At 72.8% G+C, this 26,129-nt stretch carries 25 protein-coding genes and 3 tRNA genes; 15 read left to right on the top strand and 13 right to left on the bottom strand.

The window, feature by feature from the left end; all coding sequences use genetic code 11:
• Positions 1–65: 65 nt before the first annotated feature.
• The 11 genes from ACZ518_RS18070 to ACZ518_RS18020 all read left to right on the top strand — a co-directional run bounded on the left by ACZ518_RS18070 (position 66) and on the right by ACZ518_RS18020 (position 8,219).
• On the top strand, positions 66–266 hold the full coding sequence (locus tag ACZ518_RS18070; protein ID WP_050779660.1) for a hypothetical protein: 201 nt from the start codon (positions 66–68) through the stop codon (positions 264–266).
• Between the two features lie 241 nt (positions 267–507).
• A complete protein-coding gene (locus ACZ518_RS18065; RefSeq protein WP_469113983.1) occupies positions 508–1,056 on the top strand; it encodes a tRNA adenosine deaminase-associated protein in 549 nt (182 codons plus the stop codon).
• A gap of 62 nt (positions 1,057–1,118) precedes the next feature.
• Positions 1,119–1,547 carry a tRNA adenosine(34) deaminase TadA gene (tadA, locus tag ACZ518_RS18060; RefSeq protein WP_401245806.1) on the top strand — a complete coding sequence of 143 codons (429 nt, stop codon included), beginning with the start codon at positions 1,119–1,121 and terminating at the stop codon, positions 1,545–1,547.
• A 79-nt stretch (positions 1,548–1,626) separates the two neighbouring features.
• Positions 1,627–1,714 (top strand) — tRNA-Ser (locus ACZ518_RS18055).
• A gap of 80 nt (positions 1,715–1,794) precedes the next feature.
• Positions 1,795–2,088 carry a hypothetical protein gene (locus ACZ518_RS18050; protein ID WP_469113982.1) on the top strand — a complete coding sequence of 98 codons (294 nt, stop codon included), beginning with the start codon at positions 1,795–1,797 and terminating at the stop codon, positions 2,086–2,088.
• 416 nt (positions 2,089–2,504) lie between these two features.
• Positions 2,505–2,666 carry a hypothetical protein gene (locus tag ACZ518_RS18045; RefSeq protein WP_164720920.1) on the top strand — a complete coding sequence of 54 codons (162 nt, stop codon included), beginning with the start codon at positions 2,505–2,507 and terminating at the stop codon, positions 2,664–2,666.
• Positions 2,667–2,907: 241 nt separating this feature from the next.
• Complete coding sequence (locus ACZ518_RS18040) at positions 2,908–3,993, top strand: RNA polymerase sigma factor SigF (RefSeq protein ID WP_469113981.1); 1,086 nt, start codon at positions 2,908–2,910, stop codon at positions 3,991–3,993.
• A 229-nt stretch (positions 3,994–4,222) separates the two neighbouring features.
• Positions 4,223–5,062 (top strand): RNA polymerase sigma factor SigF, encoded by an 840-nt coding sequence (locus tag ACZ518_RS18035; protein WP_469113980.1) that lies wholly within the window; start codon positions 4,223–4,225, stop codon positions 5,060–5,062.
• A 74-nt stretch (positions 5,063–5,136) separates the two neighbouring features.
• The gene (locus ACZ518_RS18030) at positions 5,137–5,946 is read left to right on the top strand and encodes a hypothetical protein (RefSeq protein ID WP_469113979.1); all 810 of its coding nucleotides are present in this window, start codon (positions 5,137–5,139) and stop codon (positions 5,944–5,946) included.
• Positions 5,947–6,112: 166 nt separating this feature from the next.
• Positions 6,113–6,544 carry a MarR family winged helix-turn-helix transcriptional regulator gene (locus ACZ518_RS18025; protein WP_469113978.1) on the top strand — a complete coding sequence of 144 codons (432 nt, stop codon included), beginning with the start codon at positions 6,113–6,115 and terminating at the stop codon, positions 6,542–6,544.
• An 82-nt stretch (positions 6,545–6,626) separates the two neighbouring features.
• On the top strand, positions 6,627–8,219 hold the full coding sequence (locus ACZ518_RS18020; protein WP_469114023.1) for an MDR family MFS transporter: 1,593 nt from the start codon (positions 6,627–6,629) through the stop codon (positions 8,217–8,219).
• A gap of 55 nt (positions 8,220–8,274) precedes the next feature.
• Here ACZ518_RS18020 and ACZ518_RS18015 read toward each other — a convergent pair whose 3' ends face one another.
• From ACZ518_RS18015 to ACZ518_RS17975, 9 genes are all read right to left on the bottom strand, one after another.
• Positions 8,275–8,922, bottom strand: a complete 648-nt coding sequence (locus ACZ518_RS18015) for a TetR/AcrR family transcriptional regulator (RefSeq protein WP_469113977.1) — start codon at positions 8,920–8,922, stop codon at positions 8,275–8,277.
• A gap of 60 nt (positions 8,923–8,982) precedes the next feature.
• A complete protein-coding gene (locus ACZ518_RS18010) occupies positions 8,983–11,268 on the bottom strand; it encodes a glycosyltransferase family 39 protein (RefSeq protein WP_469113976.1) in 2,286 nt (761 codons plus the stop codon).
• Positions 11,265–12,533, bottom strand: a complete 1,269-nt coding sequence (locus ACZ518_RS18005) for a bifunctional glycosyltransferase family 2/GtrA family protein (RefSeq protein ID WP_469113975.1) — start codon at positions 12,531–12,533, stop codon at positions 11,265–11,267. The genes ACZ518_RS18010 and ACZ518_RS18005 overlap by 4 nt, the downstream gene beginning before the upstream one ends.
• A 25-nt stretch (positions 12,534–12,558) precedes the next feature.
• Entirely contained in the window at positions 12,559–14,067 is a 1,509-nt protein-coding gene (locus ACZ518_RS18000; protein WP_469114022.1) for a sensor histidine kinase, read from the bottom strand.
• 5 nt (positions 14,068–14,072) lie between these two features.
• Entirely contained in the window at positions 14,073–14,840 is a 768-nt protein-coding gene (locus tag ACZ518_RS17995) for a response regulator transcription factor (protein ID WP_469113974.1), read from the bottom strand.
• A 69-nt stretch (positions 14,841–14,909) separates the two neighbouring features.
• Positions 14,910–15,791, bottom strand: coding sequence for an amidohydrolase family protein (locus ACZ518_RS17990; RefSeq protein WP_469113973.1), 882 nt, complete (start codon positions 15,789–15,791; stop codon positions 14,910–14,912).
• Entirely contained in the window at positions 15,775–16,113 is a 339-nt protein-coding gene (locus ACZ518_RS17985) for an antibiotic biosynthesis monooxygenase family protein (RefSeq protein ID WP_469113972.1), read from the bottom strand. Before ACZ518_RS17985 ends, ACZ518_RS17990 begins: the two co-directional genes overlap by 17 nt.
• Positions 16,114–16,233: 120 nt before the next feature.
• Complete coding sequence (locus ACZ518_RS17980) at positions 16,234–17,124, bottom strand: DUF2797 domain-containing protein (RefSeq protein WP_469113971.1); 891 nt, start codon at positions 17,122–17,124, stop codon at positions 16,234–16,236.
• Positions 17,121–17,555, bottom strand: a complete 435-nt coding sequence (locus tag ACZ518_RS17975) for an Lrp/AsnC family transcriptional regulator (protein WP_007265336.1) — start codon at positions 17,553–17,555, stop codon at positions 17,121–17,123. The genes ACZ518_RS17980 and ACZ518_RS17975 overlap by 4 nt, the downstream gene beginning before the upstream one ends.
• A gap of 151 nt (positions 17,556–17,706) precedes the next feature.
• Between ACZ518_RS17975 and ACZ518_RS17970 the strand changes: the two genes are divergently transcribed.
• Positions 17,707–18,630 (top strand): SMP-30/gluconolactonase/LRE family protein, encoded by a 924-nt coding sequence (locus ACZ518_RS17970; protein ID WP_469113970.1) that lies wholly within the window; start codon positions 17,707–17,709, stop codon positions 18,628–18,630.
• A gap of 130 nt (positions 18,631–18,760) precedes the next feature.
• On the opposite strand, the gene ACZ518_RS17965 is transcribed toward ACZ518_RS17970, so the two are convergent.
• The 3 genes from ACZ518_RS17965 to ACZ518_RS17955 all read right to left on the bottom strand — a co-directional run bounded on the left by ACZ518_RS17965 (position 18,761) and on the right by ACZ518_RS17955 (position 19,779).
• Positions 18,761–19,126 carry a PH domain-containing protein gene (locus ACZ518_RS17965; protein WP_007265334.1) on the bottom strand — a complete coding sequence of 122 codons (366 nt, stop codon included), beginning with the start codon at positions 19,124–19,126 and terminating at the stop codon, positions 18,761–18,763.
• Between the two features lie 178 nt (positions 19,127–19,304).
• Positions 19,305–19,377, bottom strand: a tRNA-Arg gene (locus tag ACZ518_RS17960).
• Positions 19,378–19,688: 311 nt separating this feature from the next.
• A tRNA-Ser gene (locus tag ACZ518_RS17955) sits at positions 19,689–19,779 on the bottom strand.
• 177 nt (positions 19,780–19,956) lie between these two features.
• Here ACZ518_RS17955 and ACZ518_RS17950 point away from each other — a divergent pair.
• The 3 genes from ACZ518_RS17950 to ACZ518_RS17940 all read left to right on the top strand — a co-directional run bounded on the left by ACZ518_RS17950 (position 19,957) and on the right by ACZ518_RS17940 (position 24,322).
• Positions 19,957–20,379: an SSI family serine proteinase inhibitor gene (locus tag ACZ518_RS17950; protein WP_469113969.1), complete on the top strand. Its 423-nt coding sequence runs from the start codon at positions 19,957–19,959 to the stop codon at positions 20,377–20,379.
• A gap of 119 nt (positions 20,380–20,498) precedes the next feature.
• Positions 20,499–23,732 carry a PAS domain-containing protein gene (locus tag ACZ518_RS17945; RefSeq protein ID WP_469113968.1) on the top strand — a complete coding sequence of 1,078 codons (3,234 nt, stop codon included), beginning with the start codon at positions 20,499–20,501 and terminating at the stop codon, positions 23,730–23,732.
• A gap of 14 nt (positions 23,733–23,746) precedes the next feature.
• Positions 23,747–24,322, top strand: coding sequence for an antibiotic biosynthesis monooxygenase (locus ACZ518_RS17940; RefSeq protein ID WP_469113967.1), 576 nt, complete (start codon positions 23,747–23,749; stop codon positions 24,320–24,322).
• Positions 24,323–24,334: 12 nt separating this feature from the next.
• On the opposite strand, the gene ACZ518_RS17935 is transcribed toward ACZ518_RS17940, so the two are convergent.
• Positions 24,335–25,984, bottom strand: coding sequence for a long-chain fatty acid--CoA ligase (locus ACZ518_RS17935; RefSeq protein WP_469113966.1), 1,650 nt, complete (start codon positions 25,982–25,984; stop codon positions 24,335–24,337).
• Positions 25,985–26,129 lie beyond the last annotated feature (145 nt).

Here is a 26,129-nt window from a genome sequence, read left to right as displayed (position 1 = left end):
TGGGAGCGGGGGGTCTGCTCCGCGACGGCGGAGGAGGACGACCGGACCAGCCTGGGGTGGTGCCGATGCCCGAGACGCAGCCGAACGACACCGACGGGAGAGAGGCGTACGAGGCGCCGGAGACGGCGGCGCAGCGCAGGGCGCGACGCGCGCAGTTCCTGCGCGATCTGAACGAGGCCAGGGAGCTGCGCGACCGGGTCCAGCCCCGGCGCGCCCGGGCGGCCCGGATGCGGCAGCAGATGCGGATGCGTACCTTCCGCTGGTGACGGGGGGTGCGGCCGGGCGCGTCACCGCGCGCACCGGCGTGCGCGCCGACGGACCCGCGACCGGGAGCGCCGCCGGCGCCGCGACACGGCCGCCGCGCGGAAGACCTCTCGCAAAGCCGCTGTTTCTGCCACGATGCCGATTGGGCGGGGTGCGGACGGCAAGCGTCACGGCCGTTCACACCCCAACCTCCGGCCGGGGGGACCTCCAACCGGCACGCCTATGACCAGTGGGAGAGTCACGGTGTATTTCGCCGCACTGCTCGCGCGCACCGAAGACGGGTGGGAAGCGAGCGACCTGGAACTCGACGACGTCGAGTCCCTCAGTGATCTGATCGATCTCGCACGGTCCGCCGCTGTCGACGACGACACGGTGGTCGCCCTCATCGAGCAGGAGGACGCCTGGTTCGGCGTCATCCGCATGGACGGAGAGGAGGACCCTCGGTACTTCGTCTCGAACGCCTCCATGGCCGACCGCAGCTCCTACGGATCGATGCTGACGAAGGAGCTGCTGGGCACCGACGAGGAGGACGACGACCTCGACGAACTGGACCTGGACGGCACCGAGGACGGCGAGGACGAACCGGTCGCCGCCTACACGGACGAGGACGACGACGCGGACGACGAGCCGCGCGCCGGCTCCGAGCCCCTGCCGGCCGGACCCCTCGGCGACCCCCGACTGCTGGACGACCTCGGGGTCGGCCACAAGGAACTGCTGACCCTCGACGGAGACGCCCTCACCGAGATCGCCGACGCCCTCGGCGCCACCGAGGTGCTGGAGGCCGTCCGCTAGTGATCGCCGAGCACCACATCACGTACGACCCCGATCCCGTACGGGATCCCTGGCGGGACTCCATGCGCCTGGCGCTGAAGGAGGCCGCCCTGGCGGTACCGGCCGGCGACGTGCCGGTCGGTGCCGTCGTGCTCGGCCCCGGCGGGGAGCTCCTCGCCACCGGGCACAACGAACGGGAGGCCGCCGGAGATCCCACGGCGCACGCCGAGGTGCTGGCGCTGCGCCGGGCGGCCGCCCGGCTCGGGGAGTGGCGGCTGACCGGGTGCACGCTGGTGGTGACCCTGGAGCCGTGCGTGATGTGCGCCGGCGCGCTCGTGCAGTCCCGCGTGGCGCGGGTCGTCTACGGCGCGGGGGACGAGAAGGCGGGCGCGGCCGGGTCGCTCTGGGACCTCGTACGCGACCGCAGGCTCAACCACCGTCCCGAGGTGATCCGCGGGGTGCTGGAGCAGGAGTGCGCCCGGCAGCTCACGGACTTCTTCCGGGAGCTGTGAGCCCCTTCCGGGAGCGGTGAGCCAGGCCACGTCCTGCGGATTTGCAAAGCACTCCCCACCTTGGGCTAGGATCTCTCTCGGTGGTGTGTCCGAGTGGCCGAAGGAGCTCGCCTCGAAAGCGAGTATGGGGCAACCCATCGGGGGTTCAAATCCCTCCACCACCGCCATTGAGAGCCCCGGTTCGTACGAACCGGGGCTCTCGTGCGTGCCCGCCGTGACCGGCCGCCCGCTCGGCCGTTGTCACGGCATGACCAAGACCCAGCGCATGCTCGCCGCCATCGCCCTCGCGGGGGCCGCCGCGGGCCTCGCCGCACCCGCCGCCTCCGCCGCGCCCCTGGACGCGGCCCCGCTCACCCTCCCGGACCTCCCGGCCGCCGCCCCGGGCATGCCCGCGGGCGCCCAGCCCTCCGTGCCCGAGATCGGCGCGCGGCTCAGCCAGGGCGCCAACCAGCTCAACCAGCTGATGACCCTCCCCGACCAGCTCGCCCCCGTGATCGCGCCCGTCGAGCCGCTGCTGGGCCTGGCCGGCGCCATCCAGTAGCCCCCGGCCTCCCCGGCCCGCCCCGGCCCCCGTCCCCCGTCCCCCGGCCCGCCCCGCGCCCGGACACGAAGAAGGTCCCGACCGGAGTCGGGACCTTCGACGGTGGGGACGGGGGAAGTGGCGATCGGGGGGACGAGCCACTTCCCCCGGCGGGGACGGGACCTGCCAGCCCGAGCCGCAGTCAGGGGGGAAGCTCGCGGCTCGGACCCCGCAGTGAGGTCCTGTCCCTCACCCACCAGTTTCCTGCCAGAACCGGTGGGCTCGTGTTCAATCCTGCGCCCGCCCCGACCGGGCACCCAGCGGCAAAGGGCCCCAACCACCGGGTCATTGGTCCTTAAAGGGCAGGTGAGTGACCAAACCCGACCGGTTAGACTCACCCGACTTTGCAGCGCCGGTTGGGGAGGCCGACACCGTCCATGGACACCAAGAAGCTCATCACGGGCGTCCTCACCGTGTTCGTCCTCTTCGTGATCATCACCCAGCCCAAGCGGGCGGCGGAGATGGTGGGAATAGGCTTCCAGGGCATATCGGATGCCGCCTCCGGCATCGGCGAGTTCATCACCGAACTGGTGAACTGAAACCGTACGCCGAAGCGATTTCCGGACTTCCGGGTCCCCCACTCCGACGGGTGGGGGACTTTTCGCGTTCACGGCCGGTGGAGTCGGTAAAAAGAATACCCCTAAATGCCCAACTTGCCCTCAACACGGCCATATACGGTGCTTGCACATAGTGCACATCTCTTGTGATGCTATGACCGCTTTTGACCGATGAGTTGATCGAAGGGGTGGCGTGACCGTGCCGGCCAGTACTGCGCCTCAGGTGCCTCCCCAGCAAGAGCTCCGCCCGCACGAACCACGCCACCAGGACCCGCGCCCGGCCGAGCCGCGTCAGGCCGAGCCCCGCCCGGGCGGGCCCCGTCCGGGGGAGCCCCGTCCGGGGGAGCCCCGTCCGGGGGAGCCGCGCCCCGGACCCCGTCCGCAGGAGCCGCTCCAGGGAACACTCCCCGGGGCCCTCCACGGGTCTCACGAGGCCGGTCAGGACGCCCCCCGGGAGCAGTCCCAGGAGCAGCCCCGGGAGCAGTCCCAGGACGCGGCCGAGGACACGGCCGAGGACCCGCCCCAGGCGCCGCCGAGGCCGCAGGGCCGGGGCGCCGACACCCGGGCCCTGACCCAGGCGCTCTTCGGCCAGCTGAAGGGCCTGGAGCCGGGCACCAGCGAGCACCACCGGGTGCGCGGGGCCCTGATCGAGGCCAACCTCCCGCTCGTCCGGTACGCGGCCGCCCGGTTCCGCAGCCGCAACGAGCCGATGGAGGACGTGGTCCAGGTCGGCACCATCGGCCTGATCAACGCGATCGACCGGTTCGACCCGGAGCGCGGGGTCCAGTTCCCCACCTTCGCCATGCCGACGGTCGTGGGCGAGATCAAACGGTACTTCCGCGACAACGTCCGCACCGTCCACGTCCCGCGCCGCCTCCACGAGCTGTGGGTCCAGGTCAACGCCGCCACCGAGGACCTCACGACCCTCCACGGCCGGACCCCGACCACTCCCGAGATCGCCGAGCGGCTGCGGATCAGCGAGGACGAGGTGCTGTCCTGCATCGAGGCCGGCCGCAGCTACCACGCGACCTCGCTGGAGGCCGCGCAGGAGGGCGACGGCATGCCCGGACTGCTCGACCGGCTCGGCTACGAGGACCCCGAACTGGCCGGCGTCGAGCACCGCGACCTCGTGCGCCACCTGCTGGTACAGCTGCCCGAGCGGGAGCAGCGGATCCTTCTGCTGCGCTACTACAACAATCTGACGCAGTCGCAGATCAGCGCGGAGCTGGGCGTCTCGCAGATGCACGTGTCCCGGCTGCTCGCCCGGAGCTTCGCCCGTCTGAGATCCGCAAACAGGATCGAGGCTTAACCGGATCGGGTGGAGCTGTTCCCGCGTTTCCCTACAGAATCGGCTCATTCTGCTCGGTCGGCCGTCTGTCGCTGGAGATACTTGTCGACATGACGCTACAGCGTGTTGCCGACATGTGACATTCTGCTGGAACCGCGTTTGCCGCAGCCCCGCCTCCGGTATTCAGGTGGAGGCTGCGTTCCTCCGACGGGCGCAGAGACGCGACCGTCCGCGACCTCAAGGGGGTGGCATGTCCGTAGAACAGGGCAGCTCCAAGGTGCTCACGCTCGACAAGCGTGAGCTGCCGGCAGTGGCCGACCGCTCGGAAGCCATCGACACCCGCACCCTCTCCCGCTCCCTCTTCCAGCGACTCGCCGCCCTGGACGCGGACAGCCCCGAACGGGCGTACGTACGAGACACCCTGATCGAGCTGAACCTGCCGCTGGTGCGCTACGCGGCGGCCCGGTTCCGCAGCCGCAACGAGCCGATGGAGGACATCGTCCAGGTCGGCACCATCGGCCTGATCAAGGCGATCGACCGCTTCGACTGCGAACGCGGCGTGGAGTTCCCGACGTTCGCGATGCCGACCGTCGTGGGCGAGATCAAACGATTCTTTCGAGACACTTCCTGGTCCGTCCGCGTCCCGCGCAGGCTCCAGGAACTGCGCCTCGCGCTGACCAAGGCGAGCGACGAGCTGGCCCAGAAGCTGGACCGGTCCCCGACCGTTCCGGAGCTGGCGGCCGTGCTCGGGGTCTCCGAGGAGGAGGTCGTCGACGGCCTCGCCGTCGGGAACGCCTACACCGCCTCCTCGCTCGACTCGCCCTCCCCGGAGGACGAGGGCGGCGAGGGCTCGCTCGCGGACCGCCTCGGGTACGAGGACACCGCGCTGGAGGGCGTCGAGTACCGCGAGTCGCTCAAGCCGCTGCTCGCCAAACTCCCGCCCCGGGAGCGGCAGATCATCATGCTGCGGTTCTTCGCGAACATGACCCAGTCGCAGATCGGCGAGGAGGTCGGCATCTCCCAGATGCACGTCTCCCGCCTGCTCACCCGCACGCTCGCCCAGCTGCGGACGGGCCTGATCGGGGACTGAGCCACCGGGGCACCGAGCCATGGAGCGGCGGCCGCGGGGTTCACATTTGACATGGCGTCAGGAACACTGGCGCGATGCGAACGGGACCCCGCGCCGCCCTCGCCCTCGCCCTCTGCTGCACGGCCCTCGCCGCCCTCACCGGCTGCGGGCAGGACCAGGACGGCTACGTCGTCGTGGGCGCCGCCGCAGCGGGCCCCGAGCGGGGCGCGGGAGAGAACGTGCCGCCCGGGGGCCAGGTGGAGTTCCAGCCGCTGGCATCCGGCGGACCGGGCTCCTCCGCCGACGCCCCCGGTTCTACGCAGCCCGGCGCGCCCGGGTCCCAGCCGGCCGGCGGCTCCGGCCTGGGCGGAGGGACGGCCACCGCCCCGGTCGGCTCCGCACCCGCCCCCGGCGCCCCGCCGGACCCGGGCACTCCGGCCGCCCCCGGCGGCACCGGGGGCGCGGGCACGGGCGCCACCACCCCGGGCACGCCCGGCACCCCGGCCCCACCCGCCCCGCCGACCGCACCCGGCGCTCCCGGCACCCCGGCCCCTCCGGCCCCGAAGCCGGGCACGACGCCGCCCGCCCCGCCGGCCACCCCGGCCCGGCTCACGCTCGGCGCCCCGGTCCGCGCGGCGGCGTCCGCCCGCTGGTGCGAACGTGTCACGGTGACCTTCACCAACACCGGGACCACGGCGGCCCGTTCCGGCACGGTCAGCTTCGCGACGCACATCATCGGCGCCCTCGGCGTCGACTGGGCCACGATCACCACGTCCCAGCCCCTTCCCGCCCCCATCGCGGGCGGCAGCTCGAAGACGCAGACCTACACGGTCTGCGTGGAGGCGTGGCGGGTCCCGCTGGGCATGCGCGTGGAGACCCGGAACGTCAGCGCCACCTGGAGCTGAGCCCCCCGGCCCTCCTGCCCCCCGGCTCCGGCCCCGGCCCCGGCCCCGGCCCCCGGACGATCCCGGTTTTCCGATTCCTTTACCGCCCCGTCCCCCGAATTCATTTGCCTGTAGCAACCATGCGCTTCTATGGTTGCCCAAAGCAACAAGATGGGGGCGGTTCCCGGTGACCACGCAGACGGACCGGCACACCCGCTACGAGGAGCTGGCCCGCCAGCTCACCGGCATCGGCGCGGTCAAACGCGACCTGGCCCGGATGCTGCCCCCGCACTGCCCGCCCGGCTCCGCCGCCGTCCTCACCGTCCTCGACCGGCACGGCGAGATGCGGCTCAGCCGGCTCACCGAGTTCATGGCCGTCGACATCTCGGTCAGCAGCCGGCACGTCGCCCACGTGGCGCAGCACGGCTGGATCGAGCGGGAGACCGACCCCGGCGACGGCCGCTGCCGGATCCTGCGCCTCACCGGGGCCGGACGCGCCGTGCTCGCCGAGCTCGGCGCCCGCTACACGGACGCGCTGGAGAAGGCCCTGGCCGACTGGTCGGCCGAGGACGTCGACGTACTGAACACGCTGCTGGCCCGACTCCGATCGAGCTTCTAGGCAAAGGAAACACATGGCTACGACCACACCCAACGGTGTGCGGGGAGGCGGCCAGTCGGAGACCACGTCCGACGGCGCACCCATGACCCACCCGCAGATCATGAAGGCGCTGTCCGGGCTCATGCTCGGCATGTTCGTGGCGATCCTGTCCTCCACGATCGTCTCCAACGCCCTGCCCCAGATCATCAGCGACCTCGGCGGCACCCAGTCCTCCTACACCTGGGTCGTCACCGCCGCGCTGCTGTCGATGACCGCCGCGACCCCGCTGTGGGGCAAGCTGTCCGACCTCTTCAGCAAGAAGCTGCTCGTCCAGATATCCCTGGTGATCTACGTCCTCGGCTCAGTCGTCGCGGGCATGTCCCAGAACACCGGGATGCTCATCGCCTGCCGCGTGGTCCAGGGCATCGGCGTCGGCGGCCTCTCCGCCCTCGCCCAGATCGTGATGGCCGCGATGATCTCCCCGCGCGAGCGCGGGCGCTACAGCGGCTACCTGGGCGCCGTCTTCGCCGTCGCCACCGTCGGCGGCCCGCTGCTCGGCGGCGTCATCACCGACACCTCGTGGCTCGGCTGGCGCTGGTGCTTCTACGTCGGAGTGCCGTTCGCGGTGATCGCCCTGATCGTCCTCCAGCGGACCCTGCACCTCCCGGTCGTCCGCCGCGACGTCAAGGTCGACTGGCTCGGCGCCTTCCTGATCAGCGGGGCCGTCTCGCTCCTGCTGATCTGGGTCACCCAGGCCGGCGACTCCTACGACTGGATCTCCTGGACCACCCTGGCGATGACCGGCGGGGCCGTGGTGCTCGGCCTGCTCTTCCTCCTCGTCGAGTCCCGCGCGAGCGACCCGATCATCCCGCTGCGGCTGTTCCGCAACAAGACCATCAGCCTGGCCTCCGCCGCCTCGCTGTTCGTCGGCATCGCGATGTTCTCCGGCACGGTCTTCTTCAGCCAGTACTTCCAGCTGGCCCGGGGCGAGTCCCCCACCATGTCCGGCATCCTGACCATCCCGATGATCGGCGGCCTGTTCGTCTCCTCCACGGTCTCCGGCCAGATCATCACCAAGACCGGCAAGTGGAAGGCCTGGCTGGTCTCCGGCGGCGTGCTGCTGACCGCCGGACTCGGCCTGCTGGGGACCCTGCGCCACGACACCCCGTACTGGCACATCGCGCTCTACATGGTGCTCACCGGGCTCGGCCTCGGCATGATGATGCAGAACCTGGTCCTCGCGACCCAGAACCAGGTGGCCCCCGAGGACCTCGGCGCCGCCAGCTCCGTCGTCACCTTCTTCCGCTCCCTCGGCGGCGCCATGGGCGTATCGGCGCTGGGCGCGGTCATGGCCACCCGGGTCACCGACTACGTCAAGGACGGGCTGGCCGCGCTCGGCCCGAAGGCCGCGGCCCTCGGACACGGCGGCACCGGCGGCGGCGGGATCCCCGACCTCGACAAGCTGCCCGCGCCGTTCCGGACCGTCATCGAGTCCGCGTACGGGCACGGCGTCGGCGACGTCTTCCTGTACGCCGCCCCGACCGCGCTGCTCGCGCTGCTGCTGGTGCTGTTCATCAAGGAGGTCGCGCTGAAGTCGAAGCCGGCCCTGCACGACCCGGCCGCCGAGGGCGGTGCCGGCACCGCGTCCGCGGCCTCCGCGCCCGCCGACGCCGCCGCCGCACGGGCCGAGGCCTGACCGCGGGCTCACCCCGCCCGGCCGTGGGCGGCCCGGGCCCGGACCCCGACGGGGTTCAGGTCCGGGCCGCCGCCGTATGCGCGGCCTTGGCCTCGATACCGGCGATCAGGACGTCGAGGGCCAGGGCGAACTCCGCCTCGGGCGCCCGCCGGACCGTGCCGCCGCAGCCGTTCAGGGCGCAGCCGCCGAGGAACTGGGAGACGGCCAGGTGCGCGCCCGTCCGGGCGGCGTCCACCAGGCCGGTGGCATCCAGCAGCCGGTGCAGGGCGGAGTCGAAGGCCCGGGCGTGCGGGCCGATGTTCGGGTAGGCGACGCTGAGCGGAGCCACCCACGGATGTTCCGCCAGCAGCTGCCGGTAGCCGCAGGCGAGGGTCCGCAGCCGGGCCGGCCAGGACTCCCGAGGGGGTGGGCCGGCCGGCAGCCGCTGCTGTCCCAGGGCGCTGTCCAGGGCCAGTTCGAGCAGATCGTGCTTGGTGTCCACGTACCAGTACAGGGACATCGCGGTGACCCCGAGCTCGGCGGCCAGCCGGCGCATCGAGAAACGGCCGAGCCCCTCCGCGTCCAGCAGCCGTACGGTGGCGGCGGTGATCCGGTCCCGGTCCAGGCCCGAGGGCGCCTCACTGCGGCGTCTGGTGGGGGCGGTGGCTCTGGCGGCCAGCCACACACTGGTCCTTGCCCCGCCCGGATCAGCCTCGGTCACCATGGAGGCACCCTCCTCACCACAAGGGGATCGGCCCGGAATGCCCGGTCCGCCCTCTTGATGCTAGGGGGTCGTCAGGTCGTAGAAGGTGGCTCCGCCCATGGTGGTGGCCTTGAAGTTCGCCTTCACCCAGCTGTCGATGGCCGAACCGGCCGCTCCGCCGGGACCTCCCATGCCTCCGGGCCGGTTCGTACCCGTGCCCCCCTCGCCGGAGGCGCCGTCGAGGCCGCCCTGGGCGATGAACCAGTGGATCCTCCCCGCCTTCACGTACTCCTTGAACTGCTCCAGCGTGGGCGAGGGGTCGCTGCCGTTGAAGCCGCCGATCGGCATCACGGGCGCGCCGGAGGCCAGCTGGTAACTCGCCGCGTTCTGGGAGCCGATGGTGGCCGCCGCCCAGGTGTAGCGGGCGGCGTCGGTGCTCAGCGCGGCCTTGGCCTCCGCGCCGACCCGGGTACCCCCCAGCAGCCCGCCGGGGCCACCGCCGGCACCGCCCAGGCGGTCACGGCCGCCCTGGCCGCCCTGGCCGCCGCCGGGGGCGCCGTTCGGCCGCATCGCACCGGGGCCGCCCATCGGGCCGCCGCCCTGCGGCGCTCCGCCCGGGAACCCGCCCGGGAACCCGCCCGGCGCACCCTGGCCGCCCTGACCGCCCGGCGCCCCCTGGCCGCCCGGCGCCCCCTGGCCGCCCTGGCCGCCCTGGCCGCCCTGGCCGCCCTGGAACTGCTCGGCGCCGGGGCCGAAGCGCATCCCGCCCGGGCCACCCGGTCCGCCCCGGCCGCCGGCCACCGCCGGGCCGGCCGTCGGGATCGACCCGGTGTGGCCCGTACCCACGGTGGTCAGACAGTAGGCGAGGGGGCCCGCCAGAGCCGCCCCCAGTCCCAGCGCGGCCGCCGCCGGCAGTACCCGCCGCCCGAAGCGGGCCGCGAACGGCAGCAGGGCGGCGGCGAGCAGGCCCCCGACCAGCACCGCCCAGCGCAGCCACGGCAGATGGCCGGAGGAGCGGCCGAGGAGTACGTACGACCAGACGGCGGTCAGGGCCAGCGTCCCGGACAGGGTGAGCGCGGCGGCCATCGCGCCCCGCTCCTCCCAGAGCACCGCCGTGCCCATGCCGACCAGAGCGGCCACGAAGGGCGCGAGCGCGACGGTGTAGTACTCGTGGAAGATGCCCTGCATGTAGCTGAAGACGAGCACGGTGATCAGCAGCGAGCCGCCCCAGGCGAGGAAGGCCGCGCGGGCCATGCCCTCCAGGGAGTCGGTGGCCCTGCGGGCCCGCCAGGTGACCACCAGCCCGGCCACGAGCAGCACCAGCGCCGCCGGCAGCAGCCAGGAGATCTGGCCGCCCACATTGCCCGAGAACAGCCGGTCGATACCGGTCTCCCCCCAGCCCCCGCCGCCCCTGAGGCCCGGGCCGCCCTCGGGCATCCCGTACCCGCCGTACCCGCCGGCCGCGGCCCGGCCGCCGCCCACGCTGCCCGTCTCGTTGCCGTTCAGCCGGCCGAGGCCGTTGTAGCCGAAGGTGAGCTCGAGGAAGGAGTTGTTCTGCGAGCCGCCGATGTACGGGCGGGAGGCGGCGGGCCACAGCTCCACCACGGCCACCCACCAGCCGCCGGACGCCACCGCCGCCAGCCCGGAGAGCATCAGCTGCCCGAGCCTGCGGCGCAGCCGGGCCGGCGCGCAGACGGCGTACAGCAGGGCAAGCGGCGGCAGGATGACGAAGGCCTGCAGGGTCTTCGTCAGGAAGCCCAGGCCGATCGCCACGCCGGCCGCCACCAGCCACCCCGTCCGCGCCCCGTCCAGGGCCCGGAGCACGCAGTACACGGTGACCGTCAGCAGCAGCGTCAGCAGCGCGTCGGGGTTGTTGAAGCGGAACATCAGCGCGGCCACGGGTGTGAGCGCGAAGGCGGCACCGCTCAGCAGGGCGGCCCCGGCCCCGAACTGGCGCCGCACGGCCGCGTACAGCACGGCGGTGGTGCCGACGCCCATCAGGGCCTGGGGCACGAGGATCTGCCAGGAGCCGAGCCCGAACAGCCGGACGGACAGCGCCATCGGCCACAGGGCGGCCGGGGGCTTGTCGACGGTGATGGAGTTCCCGGCGTCGGAGGACCCGAAGAAGAAGGCCTTCCAGCTCTCCGAGCCGGCCTGTACGGCGGCGGAGTAGAAGGAGTTGGCGTAGCCGGAGGCTCCCAGGTTCCACAGCAGGAGCACGGCGGTGGCGAGCAGCAGCGCCGCGTACGCGGGCCGCTCCCAGCGCGGCCGCACGGCGCCGGCCCGGTGTGCGGCGGCGGTACCTGCGGCCGCGGCGGGCGGCCTTTCGGGGAAGGGGGAGTCGGAGGGGGCTGGTGCGGTGGTCATCGGTGGTCGTCCTTCACGGGAGTGGTGTGCCGCTCGGGGAAGACCCAGGCGCGGAAGAGCAGGAACCGCAGCACGGTGGCGGCGAGGTTGGCCGTAATCAGGACGGCCAGCTCGGTGCTGTGCGCGGGGTCCGCGGCAGCCGCGTCGAGGGCTGCGAGCGAACCGCTGGTCAGGGCCAGCCCGATGGCGAAGACCACCAGCCCCTGGGCCTGGTGGCGGACGGCCCGGTCGCGGCCCCGGACCCCGAAGGTGAGCCGGCGGTTGGCTGCGGTGTTGGCCACGGCGGAGAGCAGCAGGGCGGCCGCGTTGGCAGGCTGCGGGCCGGCGCCGAGCCGGAAGAGGGAGTACAGGGCGAGATAGCAGAGGGTGGACAGCACCCCGACCACGCAGAAGCCGAGGAGCTGGCGGGCCAGCCCGCGCGGTACCCCGGGCAGGGCCGTGCGGTCGCGCGGGTCATCGCCGAAGGGACGGGCGAGCCGGTCGAGCGGGAGCGCTCCGACCGCCAGCGCCCGGCCCACCCGCCAGACGCCCTTCAGGTCCTCGGTGGCGGTCTTCACGATGTGGACCGTGGAGTCGGGATCGTCCACCCAGTCCACCGGCACCTCGTGGATCCGCAGCCCGGCCCGCTCGGCCAGCACCAGCATCTCGGTGTCGAAGAACCAGCCGGTGTCCTCGACCAGCGGCAGCAGCCGCTCCGCCACCTCGCGCCGGATGGCCTTGAAGCCGCACTGGGCGTCGCTGAACCGGGCGGCGAGGGAGGAGCGCAGCAGCAGGTTGTAGGCGCGCGAGACGAACTCCCGCTTGGCTCCTCGTACGACCCGCGAGGAGCGGGCCAGCCGGGTGCCGATGGCCAGGTCGGAGTGGCCGGAGATGAGGGGGGCGACCAGCGGCAGCAGCGCGTTCAGGTCGGTGGAGAGGTCCACGTCCATGTACGCGAGGACGGGCGCCTCCGAGCGTGACCAGACGGTGCGCAGGGCGCGTCCGCGGCCCTTCTCCTCCAGTCGGAAGCTGCGTACTCCCTCGACCGCGGCGGCGAGCCCGGCCGCGACCTCGGGGGTGCGGTCGGTGCTGGCGTTGTCGGCGATGGTGATGCGGAAGGCGTACGGGAACGTGCGGGTGAGGTGTGCGTGGAGCCGGCGTACGCAGGGGCCGAGGTCCTTCTCCTCGTTGAAGACCGGGATCACCACGTCGAGTACGGGCTCGCCGGGCGCGGACGCGAGCGGCGTCCGGGCCGGGAGGGCGTCGGGAGAGGTGTCGGTGGGCATGTTCCGACCCTCGCCGGGCGCCCTGTCACCTCGGTGTGCTGAGCCTGTGCGCCGTCTGTGAGTGCGTGCCGCGGCCATGGGCCGCCAGCGGGAGCAGTACTTCGAAGCAGGTGCGGCCGGGCTCGCTGCGTACGTCGACCCGGCCGTCGTGCGCGCCGACCACGGCTTGGACGATGGCGAGGCCGAGTCCCGTCGATCCCGCCGAGCGGGACCGGGAGGCGTCGCCGCGGGCGAAGCGCTCGAAGACGTGGGGCAGCAGCTCGGCCGGGATTCCGGGACCGTCGTCCTCGACCCGGAGCCGGACGGAGGATGTTTCACGTGAAACATGCGCCGTGACGGTGGTGCCGGGCGGGGTGTGGGTGCGGGCGTTGGCGAGGAGGTTCACCAGGACCTGCTGGATCCGGGCCGCGTCGGCGCGGACGGGTGCGGGCTCGTCAGGGAGGGCGAGGCGCCAGTGGTGGCCTGGGCCCGCGGCGCGGGCGTCGCTGACGGCGTCGACGACGAGCGGGGCCAGGTCGGTGTCCTCGAAGGACAGCGGGCGGCCGGCGTCCAGCCGGGCCAGCAGCAGCAGGTCCTCGACCAGCCCGGTCATCCGGGTGGCCTCGGACTCGATCCGGCCCAGGGCGTGCCGGGTGTCGGGGCCGGGCTCCTCCCGTCCCCGGCGGGTGAGTTCGGCGTAGCCCCGGATGGAGGCGAGCGGGGTGCGCAGCTCGTGGGAGGCGTCGGCGACGAACTGCCGGACCTGCGTCTCGCTCTGCTGGCGGGCCGTCAGTGCGGACGAGACGTGCCCCAGCATCCGGTTGAGGGCGGCGCCGACCTGCCCCACCTCGGTGCGGGGATCGGCCTCGGCGTCCGGGACCCGCTCGTGCAGGGCGGGTTCGCCACTGTGCAGGGGGAGTTCGGAGACCCGGGTGGCGGTGGCGGCGACCCGGCGCAGTGGGCGCAGGGCGACCCCGACCAGGGCCTGTCCGGCGAGGGAGGCGGCGATCAGTCCGGCCAGGGTGACGCAGACCTCGACGGCGATCAGGGTGCTCACGGTGGAGTCGACGCCCTGGAGCGGGAAGGCGAGCACGAGGGTGCCGTCGGGGGCGGCCGCCACCCGGTAGGCGCCCAGGCCGGGCAGGTCCGCGTCCACGGCGTCGGTGCGGCCGTGGCCGGCCTTGCGGGCTACCGCCGCGAGGGCGGCGGTCTGGGCTTCGGTGAGGGACTCGCGGTGGTCGAGGCTCTGGTCGGACACGGGGACGATCCGGGCGCCCCCGATCACCGTGCGCGCCGGGTCGAGGCGGATCCCGGCGGCACCCATCGGGGAGCCGGGGGCGAAGACGAAGCCGAGGCCGGCGTCGCGGGCCGACTTGGCCGCGCCGGGGCCCCGGACGGCCATCTCGACGGAGGTGGTCAGCTGCTTGTCCAGCTCGCCGACCAGGCGGGAGCGCATGGCGAGGGTGGTGACGGTGCCGATGGCCGCGCCCACGACGGCGATCAGCGCCACCGCCGAGACGACCAGCCGCGTCCGCAGCGACCAGGGGCGCCGCAGGGCCACTAGTCGGCGGGCTTGATCAGATAGCCGGCGCCGCGCCGGGTGTGGATCATCGGGGGCAGGCCGGTGCCGCTCTCCAGCTTCCGGCGCAGGTAGGAGATGTACAGCTCCACCACGTTGGCCTGGCCGCCGAAGTCGTAGGACCAGACCCGGTCCAGGATCTGCGCCTTGCTGAGCACCCGGCGCGGGTTGCGCATCAGGTAGCGCAGCAGCTCGAACTCGGTGGCGGTCAGGTGGACCTCCTGACCGCCCCGGACCACCTCGTGGCTGTCCTCGTCGAGTCGCAGATCGCCGACGGTCAGGACCGAGCCGCCGCGGGCGGCCTGTGCGGCGCCGGAGCGGCGCACCAGCCCGCGCAGCCGGGCCACGACCTCCTCCAGGCTGAACGGCTTGGTGACGTAGTCGTCGCCGCCCGCCGTCAGGCCCGCGATGCGGTCCTCCACGGAGTCCTTGGCGGTCAGGAACAGCACCGGGAGCTGCGGGATCTCGCGGCGCAGCCGTCCCAGGACGGCCAGCCCGTCCATGTCCGGGAGCATGATGTCGAGGACCACCACGTCCGGCCGGAACTCCCGCGCGGCCCGCACTGCGCCTGCCCCGTCGCCTGCGCTGCGGACCTCGCAGCCCTCGTAGCGCAGGGCCATGGAGAGCAGCTCGGAGAGCGAGGCCTCGTCGTCGACGACGAGGACCCGGCAAGGTCCGCCGTCGGGCCGCAGCAGGGCCGTCGGGTTGCCGGTGGACGTGGACGCGTGGGAGGTGGTCGTCGCGGTCATGGCCCCACGCTGGCGGCCGCCTCTGAGAGCGTTCTTGCCCCTACCTGTGAATCTCCTGAGAAAGGGCGTTCAGGGAGCGAGGCCGAACAGACGGGCGGCGTTGTCGTGGCAGACCGCGCGCAGCCAGTCGTCGCCGAGGCCGAGCCGTTCCAGGGCCTGCAGCTGGTGCTCGTAGGGGTAGGGGATGTTCGGGAAGTCGGTGCCCAGCAGGATCCGGTCCCCGAGGTCGGCGAGCCGCCCCAGCTCTGCGGGCGGGAAGGCGCCGAGCCGCTCCGAGAAGTCGGTGAACGCCATGGTCGTGTCGAGGCGCACCTCGGGGTACCGGTCGGCCAGGTCGAGGAAGTCCGCGTACTCGGGCATCCCCATGTGCGCGACGACCAGCGGCAGCCGGGGGTGCCGGGCCAGCAGCCGGGCGACCGGCTCGGGGCCGGTGTACTTGCCCGGCGCGGGCCCCGAACCGCAATGGACGACGGTCGGGATCCGCGCCTCGGCCAGCAGGCCCCAGACCGGGTCGAGGCGGTCGTCGTTCGGGTCGTAGCCGCCGACCTGGAGGTGTGCCTTGAAGACCCGTGCCCCGTCGGACACGGCCTGCGCGGTGTACGCCGCCACGTCCTCCTCGGGGAAGAACGTCGCGGTGTGCAGGCAGTCGGGGGTGCGGGCGGCGAAGTCCGCGGCCCACGCGTTGAGCCATGCGGCCATCGCGGGCTTGTGCGGGTAGAGCATGGAGGTGAAGGCGCGGACCCCGAACTCCCGCAGCAGCGCCACTCGCCGCTGTTCCTCGTGGCGGTAGGTGATGGGCCATTCGACGCCGGTCAGCGGGCCGACCGCGTCGAAGTAGTCCCAGACCTTCGCCAGCACCCGCTCCGGCATGAAGTGCGTGTGGACGTCCACCAGTCCCGGCAGGCCGAGCCGCTCGCGGAAGGCGCGGACCGCCTCACCCGTTGCGGGCAAAGCCGTGGCTCCGCTCGACGGTCGCGACGTGCAGGGTGTAGCTCTCGTACCAATGGGCGCGGCCCTGCTTCATGGCCGCCTGATGCTCCAGGTCCTCCCGCCATACGCGCAGGGACTCGTGGTCGCGGAAGTACGCGACGGTGATCCCGAGGCCGCCGGGGGTCCGGGCGGATTCGTAGCCGAGGAACCCGGGGTTCTCCTTGACGATCTCGTTCATCCGGGCGTTGGTCTCCGGATAGCCGCTCTCGTCAGGGCAGCGGACATTGCTGAATACGGCCATCACGTAAGGCGGTTCGAACGCCTGAACGGGCTGAATGCTCATGCCCCCACCCTCCGTGGAAGGCCCTTGGCGTGTCCATCAAAATCAGCCCCGGGAGCCCAAAGGGATCCAAGTTTTGACCTTGCCCCCGGCCCCGGGACGAGCCGAGGGCCGCACCCGGGCTCAGAACAGTCCGCCCTGCTCGGCCCCGGGCGGCGCGGGCGCGACGGCGGTCAGCGGGACGTCGGTGCGGGCCTCCTCAGGCGCGGCGGACAGCTCCCATCCGGCCAGCAGCCGGGTGTCCACCACGAGCCCGTCCGCGAAGTGCAGGTCGGGCCCGGCGGCCCCCGCCAGCCGCCCCACGACGGTCCCGCCGGGGATCAGCTCCGTGACCACCCGGGCCGGATCCGGCAGCCCGGCCAGCCCGAACGCCCCGGCGTGGTCGGTGATCTCGCACCCCACCCGCTCCAGCGAGTCCGGCCAGCCGGGCAGTGCGGCGGCCCGCGCGTGCAGCTCGGCGACCTCCCGGGCCCGCTCGGGCTGCGCCGGCAGCCGGGACCGTACGGCGCGCTTGCGGGCATACGCGATCCGGTCGGGCACCCCCAGGGCGGCCCGCAGCAGCTCCTCGGTGCGGCGCGCCGCCATCAGCGGCCCGCGCCCCAGCCAGGCCCAGGTGACCGCCCCCTGCTCCAGCAGCCGGACCGGACCGCGCTCCTCGGCGGTGATGCCGACCTTGACCATCCCGGGCCCGAACCACGCCAGGTAGACGCGGTAGGTCCGCGGGTCGGCCACGTTGGTGTCCGCGGCCACCGAGAACGACCGGTCCAGCCGGGCGCATTCGGGGCACTGGGCGCTCCCCGCCCGGCCCGGCACCGGCCGGGCCGCCGGGCACGGGGTCCGCTTCCCGGCCCGCCTCACGCCCAGGCAGTGCCGCTCGCCGCGGGCGGCGAAGGCCAGCCGCTGCCCCGGGGGGAGCGGGCTGCCGCGCTCCCCTCGCCCGCACCACCCGATGGCGGGACCCCGCTCGCTCCACCGGATCCCGGTGCACCACCAGCCCTCGGCGGGGGCGGTCACAGCGGGAGCGGCCGCTCGAAGAAGGTTTCCAGGACCACGGTGGCCTGCGTCCCGCTGACCCCGTCGATGGCGTAGAGCCGCCGCAGGACGTCCTGGAGCTGTTCGGTGGTGGCCGTGCGCACCTTGACCAGCACCGAGGCGCTGCCCGCGATGATGTGCGCCTCCTGGATCTCGGGGATGGCCGCGAAGTCCTCCGCCGACTCACCCATCCACGCGTTGGAGTCGACCATCACGTAGGCCAGCACCCCGCTGCCGACGGCGGCCGGGTCCACGTCGACGGTGGTCCGCCGGATGACCCCGCGCTCGCGCAGCTTGCGTACGCGCTCGTGGGTGGCCCCGGCCGAGAGCCCGACGGCCGCGCCGAGGGCGGCGTAGGACTGGCCCGCGTCCTGCTGCAGGCGCAGGACGAGCGCCCGGTCGATGTCGTCCACGCCGTCTTCCTCCCATGGGCCAGCGGGCCCCTTGGGCCCCTTGGGCCGGTTGAGCCGGTTGAGCCGCCGGCTCTTGCGAAGACGGTACCTGATCCTGCAATCTCACCATCGCACCGAACAAAATTCAGTGCGTCACCAATCTGGGGGAATCATGTTGGGCATAGCCGACCTCACCTTGTACGAGATCCTGGACGAGCGCTTCCGGACCGGCCGCTGTGCCAACGGAGACGTCCGCCTGGAGCGGCTCCACGACGACTGCCGCTGGGCGGAAGGCCCGCTGTACCTGCCCGCCTGGCGCCAGCTCGTATGGAGCGACATCCCCAACGACCGGATGCTGCGCTGGGACGAGGCGACCGGCGCGGTCTCCGTCTTCCGCTCGCCGGCCGGCCATTCCAACGGCAACACCCTCGACCGCGAGGGCCGCCTGATCACCTGTGAGCAGGGCAACCGGCGGGTCACCCGCACCGAACCCGACGGCAGCCTCACCGTCATCGCCGACCGCTACGACGGCAAGCGGCTCAACAGCCCCAACGACGCGGTGGTCCGCTCCGACGGATCCATCTGGTTCTCCGACCCGGACTTCGGGATCACCAACGACTACGAGGGCCGGCGGGCGCCGAGCGAGATCGGCGCCTGCAACCTCTACCGGGCCGACCCGGCCACCGGCGAGGTCCGCCTCGTCGCCGACGGCTTCCTCGGGCCGAACGGCCTGGTCTTCTCCCCCGACGAGAGCGAGCTGTACGCGGCCGACACCCGCGCCGGCCACATCCGCGCCTTCAAGGTCGGCGACGACGGCACCCTCAGCGGGGACCGCGTCTTCACGGACTGCCCCTCGGTGGACAACATCCGCTTCGACGACGAGGGCCGGCTGTGGGCGGCCGCGATGGCGTCGGGCGTGCACTGCTACGCGGCGGACGGAGACCTCATCGGCCGCCTGCGCGTCCCGGAACCCGTTTCGAACATCGCCTTCGGCGGCCCGAAGAACAACCGCCTCTTCATCACCGCCACCACCTCGCTCTACTCGCTGGTGCTCTCGGTGACCGGCCTCCCGCGCGTCCTGCCCGGCCGCCCCTGAGGCCCCACCCCCGCTCCGGCCCCCACTCCGGCCCCCACTCCGGCTCCCACTCCGGCTCCCACTCCGGCTCCCACTCCGGCTCCCACTCCGGCGGGCGGATCTTCAGCCGGACGGCCCAGCCCTCTTCCGCCTAGCGTGCGACGAACTGCGTCAGGATCGCCTGCATCTCGTAGATGTCGACCCCCTTGGTGAAGGTCTTCTCGATCGGCGCCGGGCTGCCGGATATCCATATCTTCAGCTCGGCGTCGAGATCGAAGTGCCCGGCCGTCTCCACCGAGAAGTGCGTGATGCTCCGGTACGGGATGGAGTGGTACTCCACCTTCTTGCCCGTAAGCCCCTGCTTGTCGACGAACACCAGCCGCCGGTCCGTGAACAGGATCGTGTCGCGCACCAGCAGGTACGCGGCGTAGACCTGCTCGCCGTTGCCCAGCAGCCGCGCGTAGTCCCGCTGCGCCGACGACGGGTCGACGGTGTGCGCGTTTCCGAAGAGTCCCATGAGAGCCCCCATCAAGGTTCGAACGATCTTCGAAAACCGTATCCGGGCGGCCGCCTGGTCCACGTCCCCCTCAGGAGCCATTCCACCCCTGAGCCCTCCCGGGGGACCCCTCCGCCTTGAGTACCGTCCGGACACACGAAAGAGGCCCTCAGGACTGGTCCTGAGGGCCTCTCGGCTGTGCACTCGGCAGGATTCGAACCTGCAACCTTCTGATCCGTAGTCAGATGCTCTATCCGTTAAGCTACGAGTGCTTGGGCTTCCCGGGTTTTTTTCGCCCCGTTGGCCTTGCGAGAACAACAATACATGGACCGCGCCGGGACGCGAAATCCATTAGCCACAACGCCTCTGACCTGCGGAAACACCCTGGAAGAAGATCGTCCGGAAGCGTCCGCGCCGCAGCGCCGGGCCCGGCGGACTACCCACACGGGCCCATCCGAAACCCCTCCAAGCCCTGAACGCACCGGACCACGCGCACCGGACCACGCCCCACCGGCGCCCGAGGACACCGGAGCCCGAACGCACCGAAGCCCCGGTCCATCAGGACCGGGGCTTCGGTGAGGTGCGGAGGCGGAGGGATTTGAACCCTCGATGGGGTGTAAGCCCCAAACCGCATTAGCAGTGCGGCGCCATAGACCGGACTAGGCGACGCCTCCAGCACACCCCCGCGTACGAAGGTGCGTGCAGATGATGACACAGGCGCGGGGCCGGTCACCAATCCGCTCCCAACGGTACAAGGAGCCGGGGCCACAGGGCAAAGGCTTAAGCACGCAACGTCCGAGCGGGAAGGTCGTTGGTGAGGCGTACGACGTACGGACGACCTGGAGTGCCCCATGCTGCGTCTCGCCGCCTTCGCCGTCACCTCCGCCCTGGCCGCCGCGGCTGCCGGACCGCTGCCGCCCCTGCCCCTGGGGCGCCTGCTGTCCGCGCCCGACCGGCTCACCATCGAGATCTCCAAGAGCGGCAACCGACTCGTCGACGGCACGCACCGGCTGGAGTGCCACCCCGCCGGCGGCGACCACCCCTTCGCCGAGGAGGCTTGCGCCCGTCTCGACACGCTGGCCAGACAGGGCAAGGACCCCTTCGCCGAGCCGGACTCCAAGAACTGCTCGTTCCAGTACGGCGGGTCGGCCGTCGCCCGCGTGACGGGAACGTGGCGCGGCCAGAAGGTGGACACCACCTTCCAGCGCAGGAACGGCTGCGACATCGCCCGGTGGAAGAACCTGGAACCTGTGCTTCCGGGGGAGCATTCCTGACCTGGGACGATGCGGCGGATGCACGTTTTCCCCCGTACATCCGCCACCTCGCGGCAGGACGGTGCCCTTAGACTCCTCCCGTGACATGCCGGTAGTCGTGGTCAGGGAGGAAGCTCGTCGTGAGCAGCAGGCCATCCCGAGGCGCTGCTCGCCTCGCAGCAATACTCGACGCGCTCCCGGACGCGCTGTTGCTCGTCAACGCCAACGGCACGGTCGTCAACGCCAATTCGATCGCCCTCGAAGTCATGGAGAGCCCCGGTACCGGGCTCGTCGGCCGCGGGGTGCTCGACCTCCTGCCGGAGTTCGACTCCAAGCAGATCCCCGGCTCGATGCGCCGTCCCGGCGACCGCGAGGAGGGCCGCTCCCGGCCGAAGCGGATGACCGCGCGCCGCACCGACGGCAGCGAGTTCCCCGTCGAGGTCACCAGCGCCCACCTCGACGGCCGTGACGCCTACCGCGAGCCCCAGCCGTACACCGGCGACGAACTGCTGATGCTCGTCGTGCGGGACCTCTCCGAGACCGTGGACACCGAGGCCGAGCTGGCCCGCTCCCAGCGGCAGACCGAGATGATCCTGCGCGCCGCCGCCGAGGGCGTCGTGGGCACGGACACCGAGGGCCGCGTCGTCCTCGTCAATCCGGCCGCCGCGCAGATCCTCGGGTACCGCGCCACCGATCTCGGCAACCGCGAGCTGCACGGGCTGATCCAGCACTCGCGCGCCGACGGCTCGCCCTTCCCCTTCGACGAGTCCCCGCTCGCCGACACCCTGCGCAGCGGGCGCAAGCACCGGGTCCGCGGCCAGGTGCTGTGGAACAAGGCCGGTCAGGCCGTCGCCGTCGACCTGACCACCTCGCCCGTACGGGACGGGGAGCTGCTCGTCGGCGCGGTGATGACCTTCACCGACCGGCGCCAGTACGACGCCCTCGCCGCGCGCCACGCCCAGCTGCTGGCCGTCCTCGGGGATTCCCTGCGCGGCCCGCTGGAGGAGCTGCGCGGGGAGCTGGCCACGCTGGCAGCCGACGACGGGGGCCAGCTGTGGCCCGAGGCCAACCAGCTGCTGCACCATCTCGCCGCCGGCTACTCGCGGATGACGACCCTCGTGGACAACGTGCTGGAGTACCAGCGCCTGGACGCGGGCAGCGACAAGCTCAAGAAGAAGAACGTCCTGATCAACACGGTCGTCGCGGCGGGTGTCGACGGCGCGGTCGATCTGGTCGGCCCCGGGCGGGTGCAGTTCGCCGTCCACGCCCCGACGATCGAGGCCGAGGTGGACGAGGGACGGATCGCGGCCGCCCTCGCGCACCTGATCGCGGACGTCGCCGGAGTGGACGCCACCGGCAAGACCGCCCAGGGCAGCGGGTACGGCGACTCCACCGTCGTCGTGGCCGCGGCCCAGCGGGGCGATGTCGTACGGATCGAGGTGCGCGGCCCGTACGAGGGCGGCGACCCGGTGCACGAGCCGATCGTGCGGGGCATCGTCACCGCGCACGGCGGTGTCCTGCAGACGGTGGAGGTACCCGGTGCGCCGGGCGGGGCGTACGTGCTGGAGCTGCCGCTGGGTTCGGGCGCCGGGACGGTGACCCTGCCGGAGCCCGAGGAGCAGCCCGCGCCGGAGCCCGAGGCCGCCCCCGCGACGGTCTCCGGCGGCCGGCGGGGCCGCCGCGGGGTGGACGCCTTCCTGGAGGACGAGGCCGCCGGGCCGAAGGGCCCCGAGGCGCGCGAGGGCGGGGGCGCGCTGGCGCTGCCGTCGGGGCGCCGCCGGGCGGAGGGCGATGCCCCCGCGCAGGCCGTCGTGTCCGGTCCGGCGGAGCTGGCCCAGTCCCCGGTGAACCCGGCGGGGCTGGGTACCGGGCGCCGGCGGGGCCGCGACGGTGACGACGCCCCGCACGACCGGCCCGTGCCGCCGCAGGGCACCGCCATGCCCGCGCTGCCGCCCGTACCGTCGGTGCCCCCGGTTCCGGTGACCGAGCACCCGGCGGGCCGCCGCAGGGCGCTGGGGCCGGCCGGGGCGGCTGCGCAGCCCGCCGGCCCGGTGCCGGCGGCCGGGCTCCCGGCGCCCGCCGCGCCGCGGCCCGTCGCCCCCGAGGGCGGCTTCGCCCTGCCGGCCGGGCCCGCCGCGGGTTCCGGTTCCGCCGAGTCCGACCCCGAGGGCCCGGGCGGCCGCCGTGGCCGGCGGGTGCTCGGCGCGCCCGCGGACCCCGAGCCGCCGCATCCGGCGGACGGTGCGGAGCCCGCGCTCCCGACCGGGCGGCGGCGTGCGCTGCCCGCCACCCCCGCTTGGCCGGTGCCCGCCGCCCGTACCGCTCCCGAGGACAACGAGACCCCCGGGCAGCCCTCCGTCCCCGGTGCCCGCCGGCCCGGTGAGGCCCCGGTGGGTGCGGGGCAGCCGATCAGCGTGCGCGCTCTGGGCACCCTGGGCCAGGGCATCGCCGTGGACCCGGGCGCCGCGGGCGCGGAGGGTTCCGGTTCCGGCCGGCGCCGTCGGCTCGCCGAACCCGCGCCCCAGGGGCGGGCCTTCGCCATAGGGGCCCCCGAGGCGGGCGCGGCCGAGGGTCCGGAGCCGCTGGACGGTCCCGGGGGAGCGGTCGAGGTGGTCAGCCGGCCCGTACCGCAGCCCGTGGACGACGAGCTGCCGCCGGAGCCGCTGGACAACCCGCGCCGGCTCCTGGTGTGGCCGGCGCCGGACGCTCAGACGCAGCAGGCGCTGAGCGACCGCGGCTACCGCCCCGTGATCGTGCACTCGCGCGAGGAGGTGGACGCGCAGATCGCGGCGTTCCCCGCCGCGCTGTTCGTCGATCCGCTGACCGGGCCGATCACCCGGACCGCCTTGCAGGCCCTGCGCCAGGCCGCGGTGGCCGCCGAGGTTCCCGTACTGGTGACGGCCGGGCTGGGGCACGCCACGCGCGAGGCGGCGTACGGTGCCGATCCGGCCGTACTGCTCAAGGCGCTCGCGGCGCGCGACAGCGAGCAGCACCCGTCCCGGGTCCTGCTGATCGAGGAGCACGACGAGATCGCCATTGCGCTGACCGCCGCGCTGGAACGGCGCGGCCTGCAGGTCGCTCGCGCGGGCGCGGACACCGACGCCGTGGAGCTGGCCAGCCGGATGCGACCCAACCTGGTGGTCATGGACCTGATGCAGGTCCGTCGCCGACGGGCCGGGATCGTGGACTGGCTGCGCGCGAACGGGCTGCTGAACCGCACTCCGCTGGTCGTCTACACGACTGCCGGGATCGCTCCCGCCGACCTGCCGCGGCTGGCCTCGGGCGAGAGCGTGCTGTTCCTCGCCGAGCGGGCCACCACGGCCGATGTGCAGGGCCGCATCGTGGACTTGCTGGCCAAGATCGGGACCAACTAGCGATCCTGGGCCCCATGGCCATCACCGACACGTCCGAGCACACCGTTCCCGCCGACAACGGGGAGGTCAACCTCCTCATCGCCCGGCAGGTGGAGCCAGGCCACGAGGAGACGTTCGAGGCCTGGGCCCACGGGATCCTGGAGACGGCCGCCGCCTTCCCCGGGCACCTCGGATACGGGCTGTTCCGGCCTGCCACCGAGGGCGGCCCGTGGTTCCTGGTGCACCGCTTCCGCGACCAGGCGGCCTTCCAGCACTGGCAGGACTCCCCCGAGCGGGCCCAGTGGTTCTCGAACTGCCTGGGCCACCACCACACCGAGATAGCCCGGCGCGAACTGCACGGGATGGAGACCTGGTTCGCCAAGCCGGGTACGACCCGGCCCGCGCCGCCGCGCTGGAAGATGGTGATCAGCTCGGGGCTGGCCATCTTCCCGATCTCGCTCGCGGGCAACGCGCTGCTCGGGCCGTACCTGGTGGACCTGCACTTCGTGGTGCGGACGGCCGCCTTCGCGGTCGTCTTCAGCACCCTGATGACCTACGTGGCCATGCCCGCCGTCAGCAGGCTGCTGCGGTCATGGCTCACGCGCGGCTGACGTCCGCGGGCCCTACGCGAGGGTGGTGACGTCCAGGTCGCCGTCCGCGTACTGCTTGCGGATCACCTTCTTGTCGAACTTGCCGACGCTGGTCTTCGGCACGGCCTGGACGACCGTCCAGCGCTCCGGGAGCTGCCACTTGGCGATGGACTGGCCGAGGAAGGCGCGCAGGCCCTCGTAGTCCACCGTGGCGCCCTCCTTGAGCACGACCGTGGCCAGGGGGCGTTCGCCCCACTTCTCGTCCGGGACGGCGACCACCGCCGCTTCGGCCACCTCGGGGTGGGCCATCAGGGCGTTCTCCAGGTCCACGCTCGAAATCCACTCGCCGCCGGACTTGATGACGTCCTTGGCCCGGTCGGTGAGGGTGAGGAAGCCGTCGGAGCTGATCACGCCGACGTCCCCGGTCTTGAGCCAGCCGTCCGCGCTGAACTTGTCCTCCGGGCGCAGGGCTTCGCCGGACACGCCGTTGTAGTAGGAGGCGGCGATCCAGTTGCCGCGGACCTCCAGCTCGCCCGCCGACTCCCCGTCCCAGGGCAGGACGTCGCCGGCGGGGCCGATGAGGCGGGCCTCGACGCCTGCCGGGAAGCGGCCCTGCGTGACCCGGTACGGCCACTCCTCCTGGGCGGTCAGCCCCGCCGGGGGGTGGGCCATGGTGCCCAGCGGGGAGGTCTCCGTCATGCCCCACGCGTGGCAGAGGCGGACGCCGAGCTTGTCGTAGGCCTCCATCAGGGAGGGCGGGCAGGCCGCGCCGCCGATGGTGACCTGCTTCATCGAGGTCAGGTCGCGCGGCTTCGCGGTGACCTCGGCGAGCAGTCCCTGCCAGATGGTGGGGACGGCCGCGGCGTGTGTGGGCTTCTCCTGCTCGATCATCTCGGCGAGCGGGGCCGGCTGGAGGAAGCGGTCCGGCATCAGCATGTTGATGCCGGTCATGAAGGTGGCGTGCGGCAGGCCCCAGGCGTTCACATGGAACTGGGGCACCACGACCAGGCTCGTGTCATGGTCGGTGAGGCCCATCGACTCGGTCATGTTGACCTGCATGGAGTGCAGGTAGATCGAGCGGTGGGAGTAGACGACGCCCTTGGGGTCCCCGGTGGTGCCGGAGGTGTAGCACATGGCCGCGGCCTGGCGCTCGTCCAGCTCGGGCCAGTCGTAGCGCTCGGGACGGCCTGCGAGGAGCTCCTCGTACTCGTGGACCCGGATACCCAGGCCGTCGAGGACGGAGCGGTCGCCGATGCCCACGACCACGACGTGCTCGACCGTCTTCAGGTGCGGCAGCAGCGGCGCCAGCAGCGGCAGCAGGGTGCCGTTCACCAGCACTACCCGGTCCGCGGCATGGTTGACGATGAAGACCAGCTGCTCGGGGGGCAGCCGCAGGTTGAGCGTGTGCAGGACCGCGCCCATGGACGGGATGGCGAAGTACGCCTCGACGTGCTCGGAGTTGTTCCACATGAGGGTCGCGACACGCTCGTCCGGCTGGACCCCGAGCTCGTCGCGCAGCGCGTGTGCGAGCTGCGCGCTGCGGACGCCGATCTCGGCGAAGCTGCGCCGATGCGGCTCGGCCTCGCCGGTCCAGGTGGTGACCTGGGACTTCCCGTGAATCGTCGACCCGTGGGCCAAGATCCGCGAGATCAGCAGCGGTACATCCTGCATCGTGCTCAGCAAAGCGTCCTCCCGGTGAGCGCTGCGGCGCTGCGGCGGCTGTCGGATGCTGCCGATTCTGCGCACGTACCGGTCGGCATGTCACTACCCGGGAGTACAAACAGGCTGGCCAATCACTGTCCGGAGCCGTTCCATGGCCGATGTTTCA

The sequence above is a fragment of the Streptomyces sp. NPDC033966 genome (assembly GCF_055575955.1).
The sequence above is the reverse complement of the archived record's forward strand: the minus strand, read 5'-3'. Positions and strand labels throughout refer to the sequence as shown.

Coding starts and splice junctions, on each gene's coding strand:
- ACZ518_RS18070 (WP_050779660.1), top strand. CDS start 66: ATGCCCGAGACGCAGCCGAACGACACCGACGGGAGAGAGGCGTACGAG.
- tadA (WP_401245806.1), top strand. CDS start 1,119: ATGCGCCTGGCGCTGAAGGAGGCCGCCCTGGCGGTACCGGCCGGCGAC.
- ACZ518_RS18050 (WP_469113982.1), top strand. CDS start 1,795: ATGACCAAGACCCAGCGCATGCTCGCCGCCATCGCCCTCGCGGGGGCC.
- ACZ518_RS18045 (WP_164720920.1), top strand. CDS start 2,505: ATGGACACCAAGAAGCTCATCACGGGCGTCCTCACCGTGTTCGTCCTC.
- ACZ518_RS18035 (WP_469113980.1), top strand. CDS start 4,223: ATGTCCGTAGAACAGGGCAGCTCCAAGGTGCTCACGCTCGACAAGCGT.
- ACZ518_RS18030 (WP_469113979.1), top strand. CDS start 5,137: ATGCGAACGGGACCCCGCGCCGCCCTCGCCCTCGCCCTCTGCTGCACG.
- ACZ518_RS18020 (WP_469114023.1), top strand. CDS start 6,627: ATGACCCACCCGCAGATCATGAAGGCGCTGTCCGGGCTCATGCTCGGC.
- ACZ518_RS18015 (WP_469113977.1), bottom strand. CDS start 8,922: ATGGTGACCGAGGCTGATCCGGGCGGGGCAAGGACCAGTGTGTGGCTG.
- ACZ518_RS18010 (WP_469113976.1), bottom strand. CDS start 11,268: ATGACCACCGCACCAGCCCCCTCCGACTCCCCCTTCCCCGAAAGGCCG.
- ACZ518_RS18005 (WP_469113975.1), bottom strand. CDS start 12,533: ATGCCCACCGACACCTCTCCCGACGCCCTCCCGGCCCGGACGCCGCTC.
- ACZ518_RS17995 (WP_469113974.1), bottom strand. CDS start 14,840: ATGACCGCGACGACCACCTCCCACGCGTCCACGTCCACCGGCAACCCG.
- ACZ518_RS17985 (WP_469113972.1), bottom strand. CDS start 16,113: ATGAGCATTCAGCCCGTTCAGGCGTTCGAACCGCCTTACGTGATGGCC.
- ACZ518_RS17970 (WP_469113970.1), top strand. CDS start 17,707: ATGTTGGGCATAGCCGACCTCACCTTGTACGAGATCCTGGACGAGCGC.
- ACZ518_RS17965 (WP_007265334.1), bottom strand. CDS start 19,126: ATGGGACTCTTCGGAAACGCGCACACCGTCGACCCGTCGTCGGCGCAG.
- ACZ518_RS17950 (WP_469113969.1), top strand. CDS start 19,957: ATGCTGCGTCTCGCCGCCTTCGCCGTCACCTCCGCCCTGGCCGCCGCG.
- ACZ518_RS17940 (WP_469113967.1), top strand. CDS start 23,747: ATGGCCATCACCGACACGTCCGAGCACACCGTTCCCGCCGACAACGGG.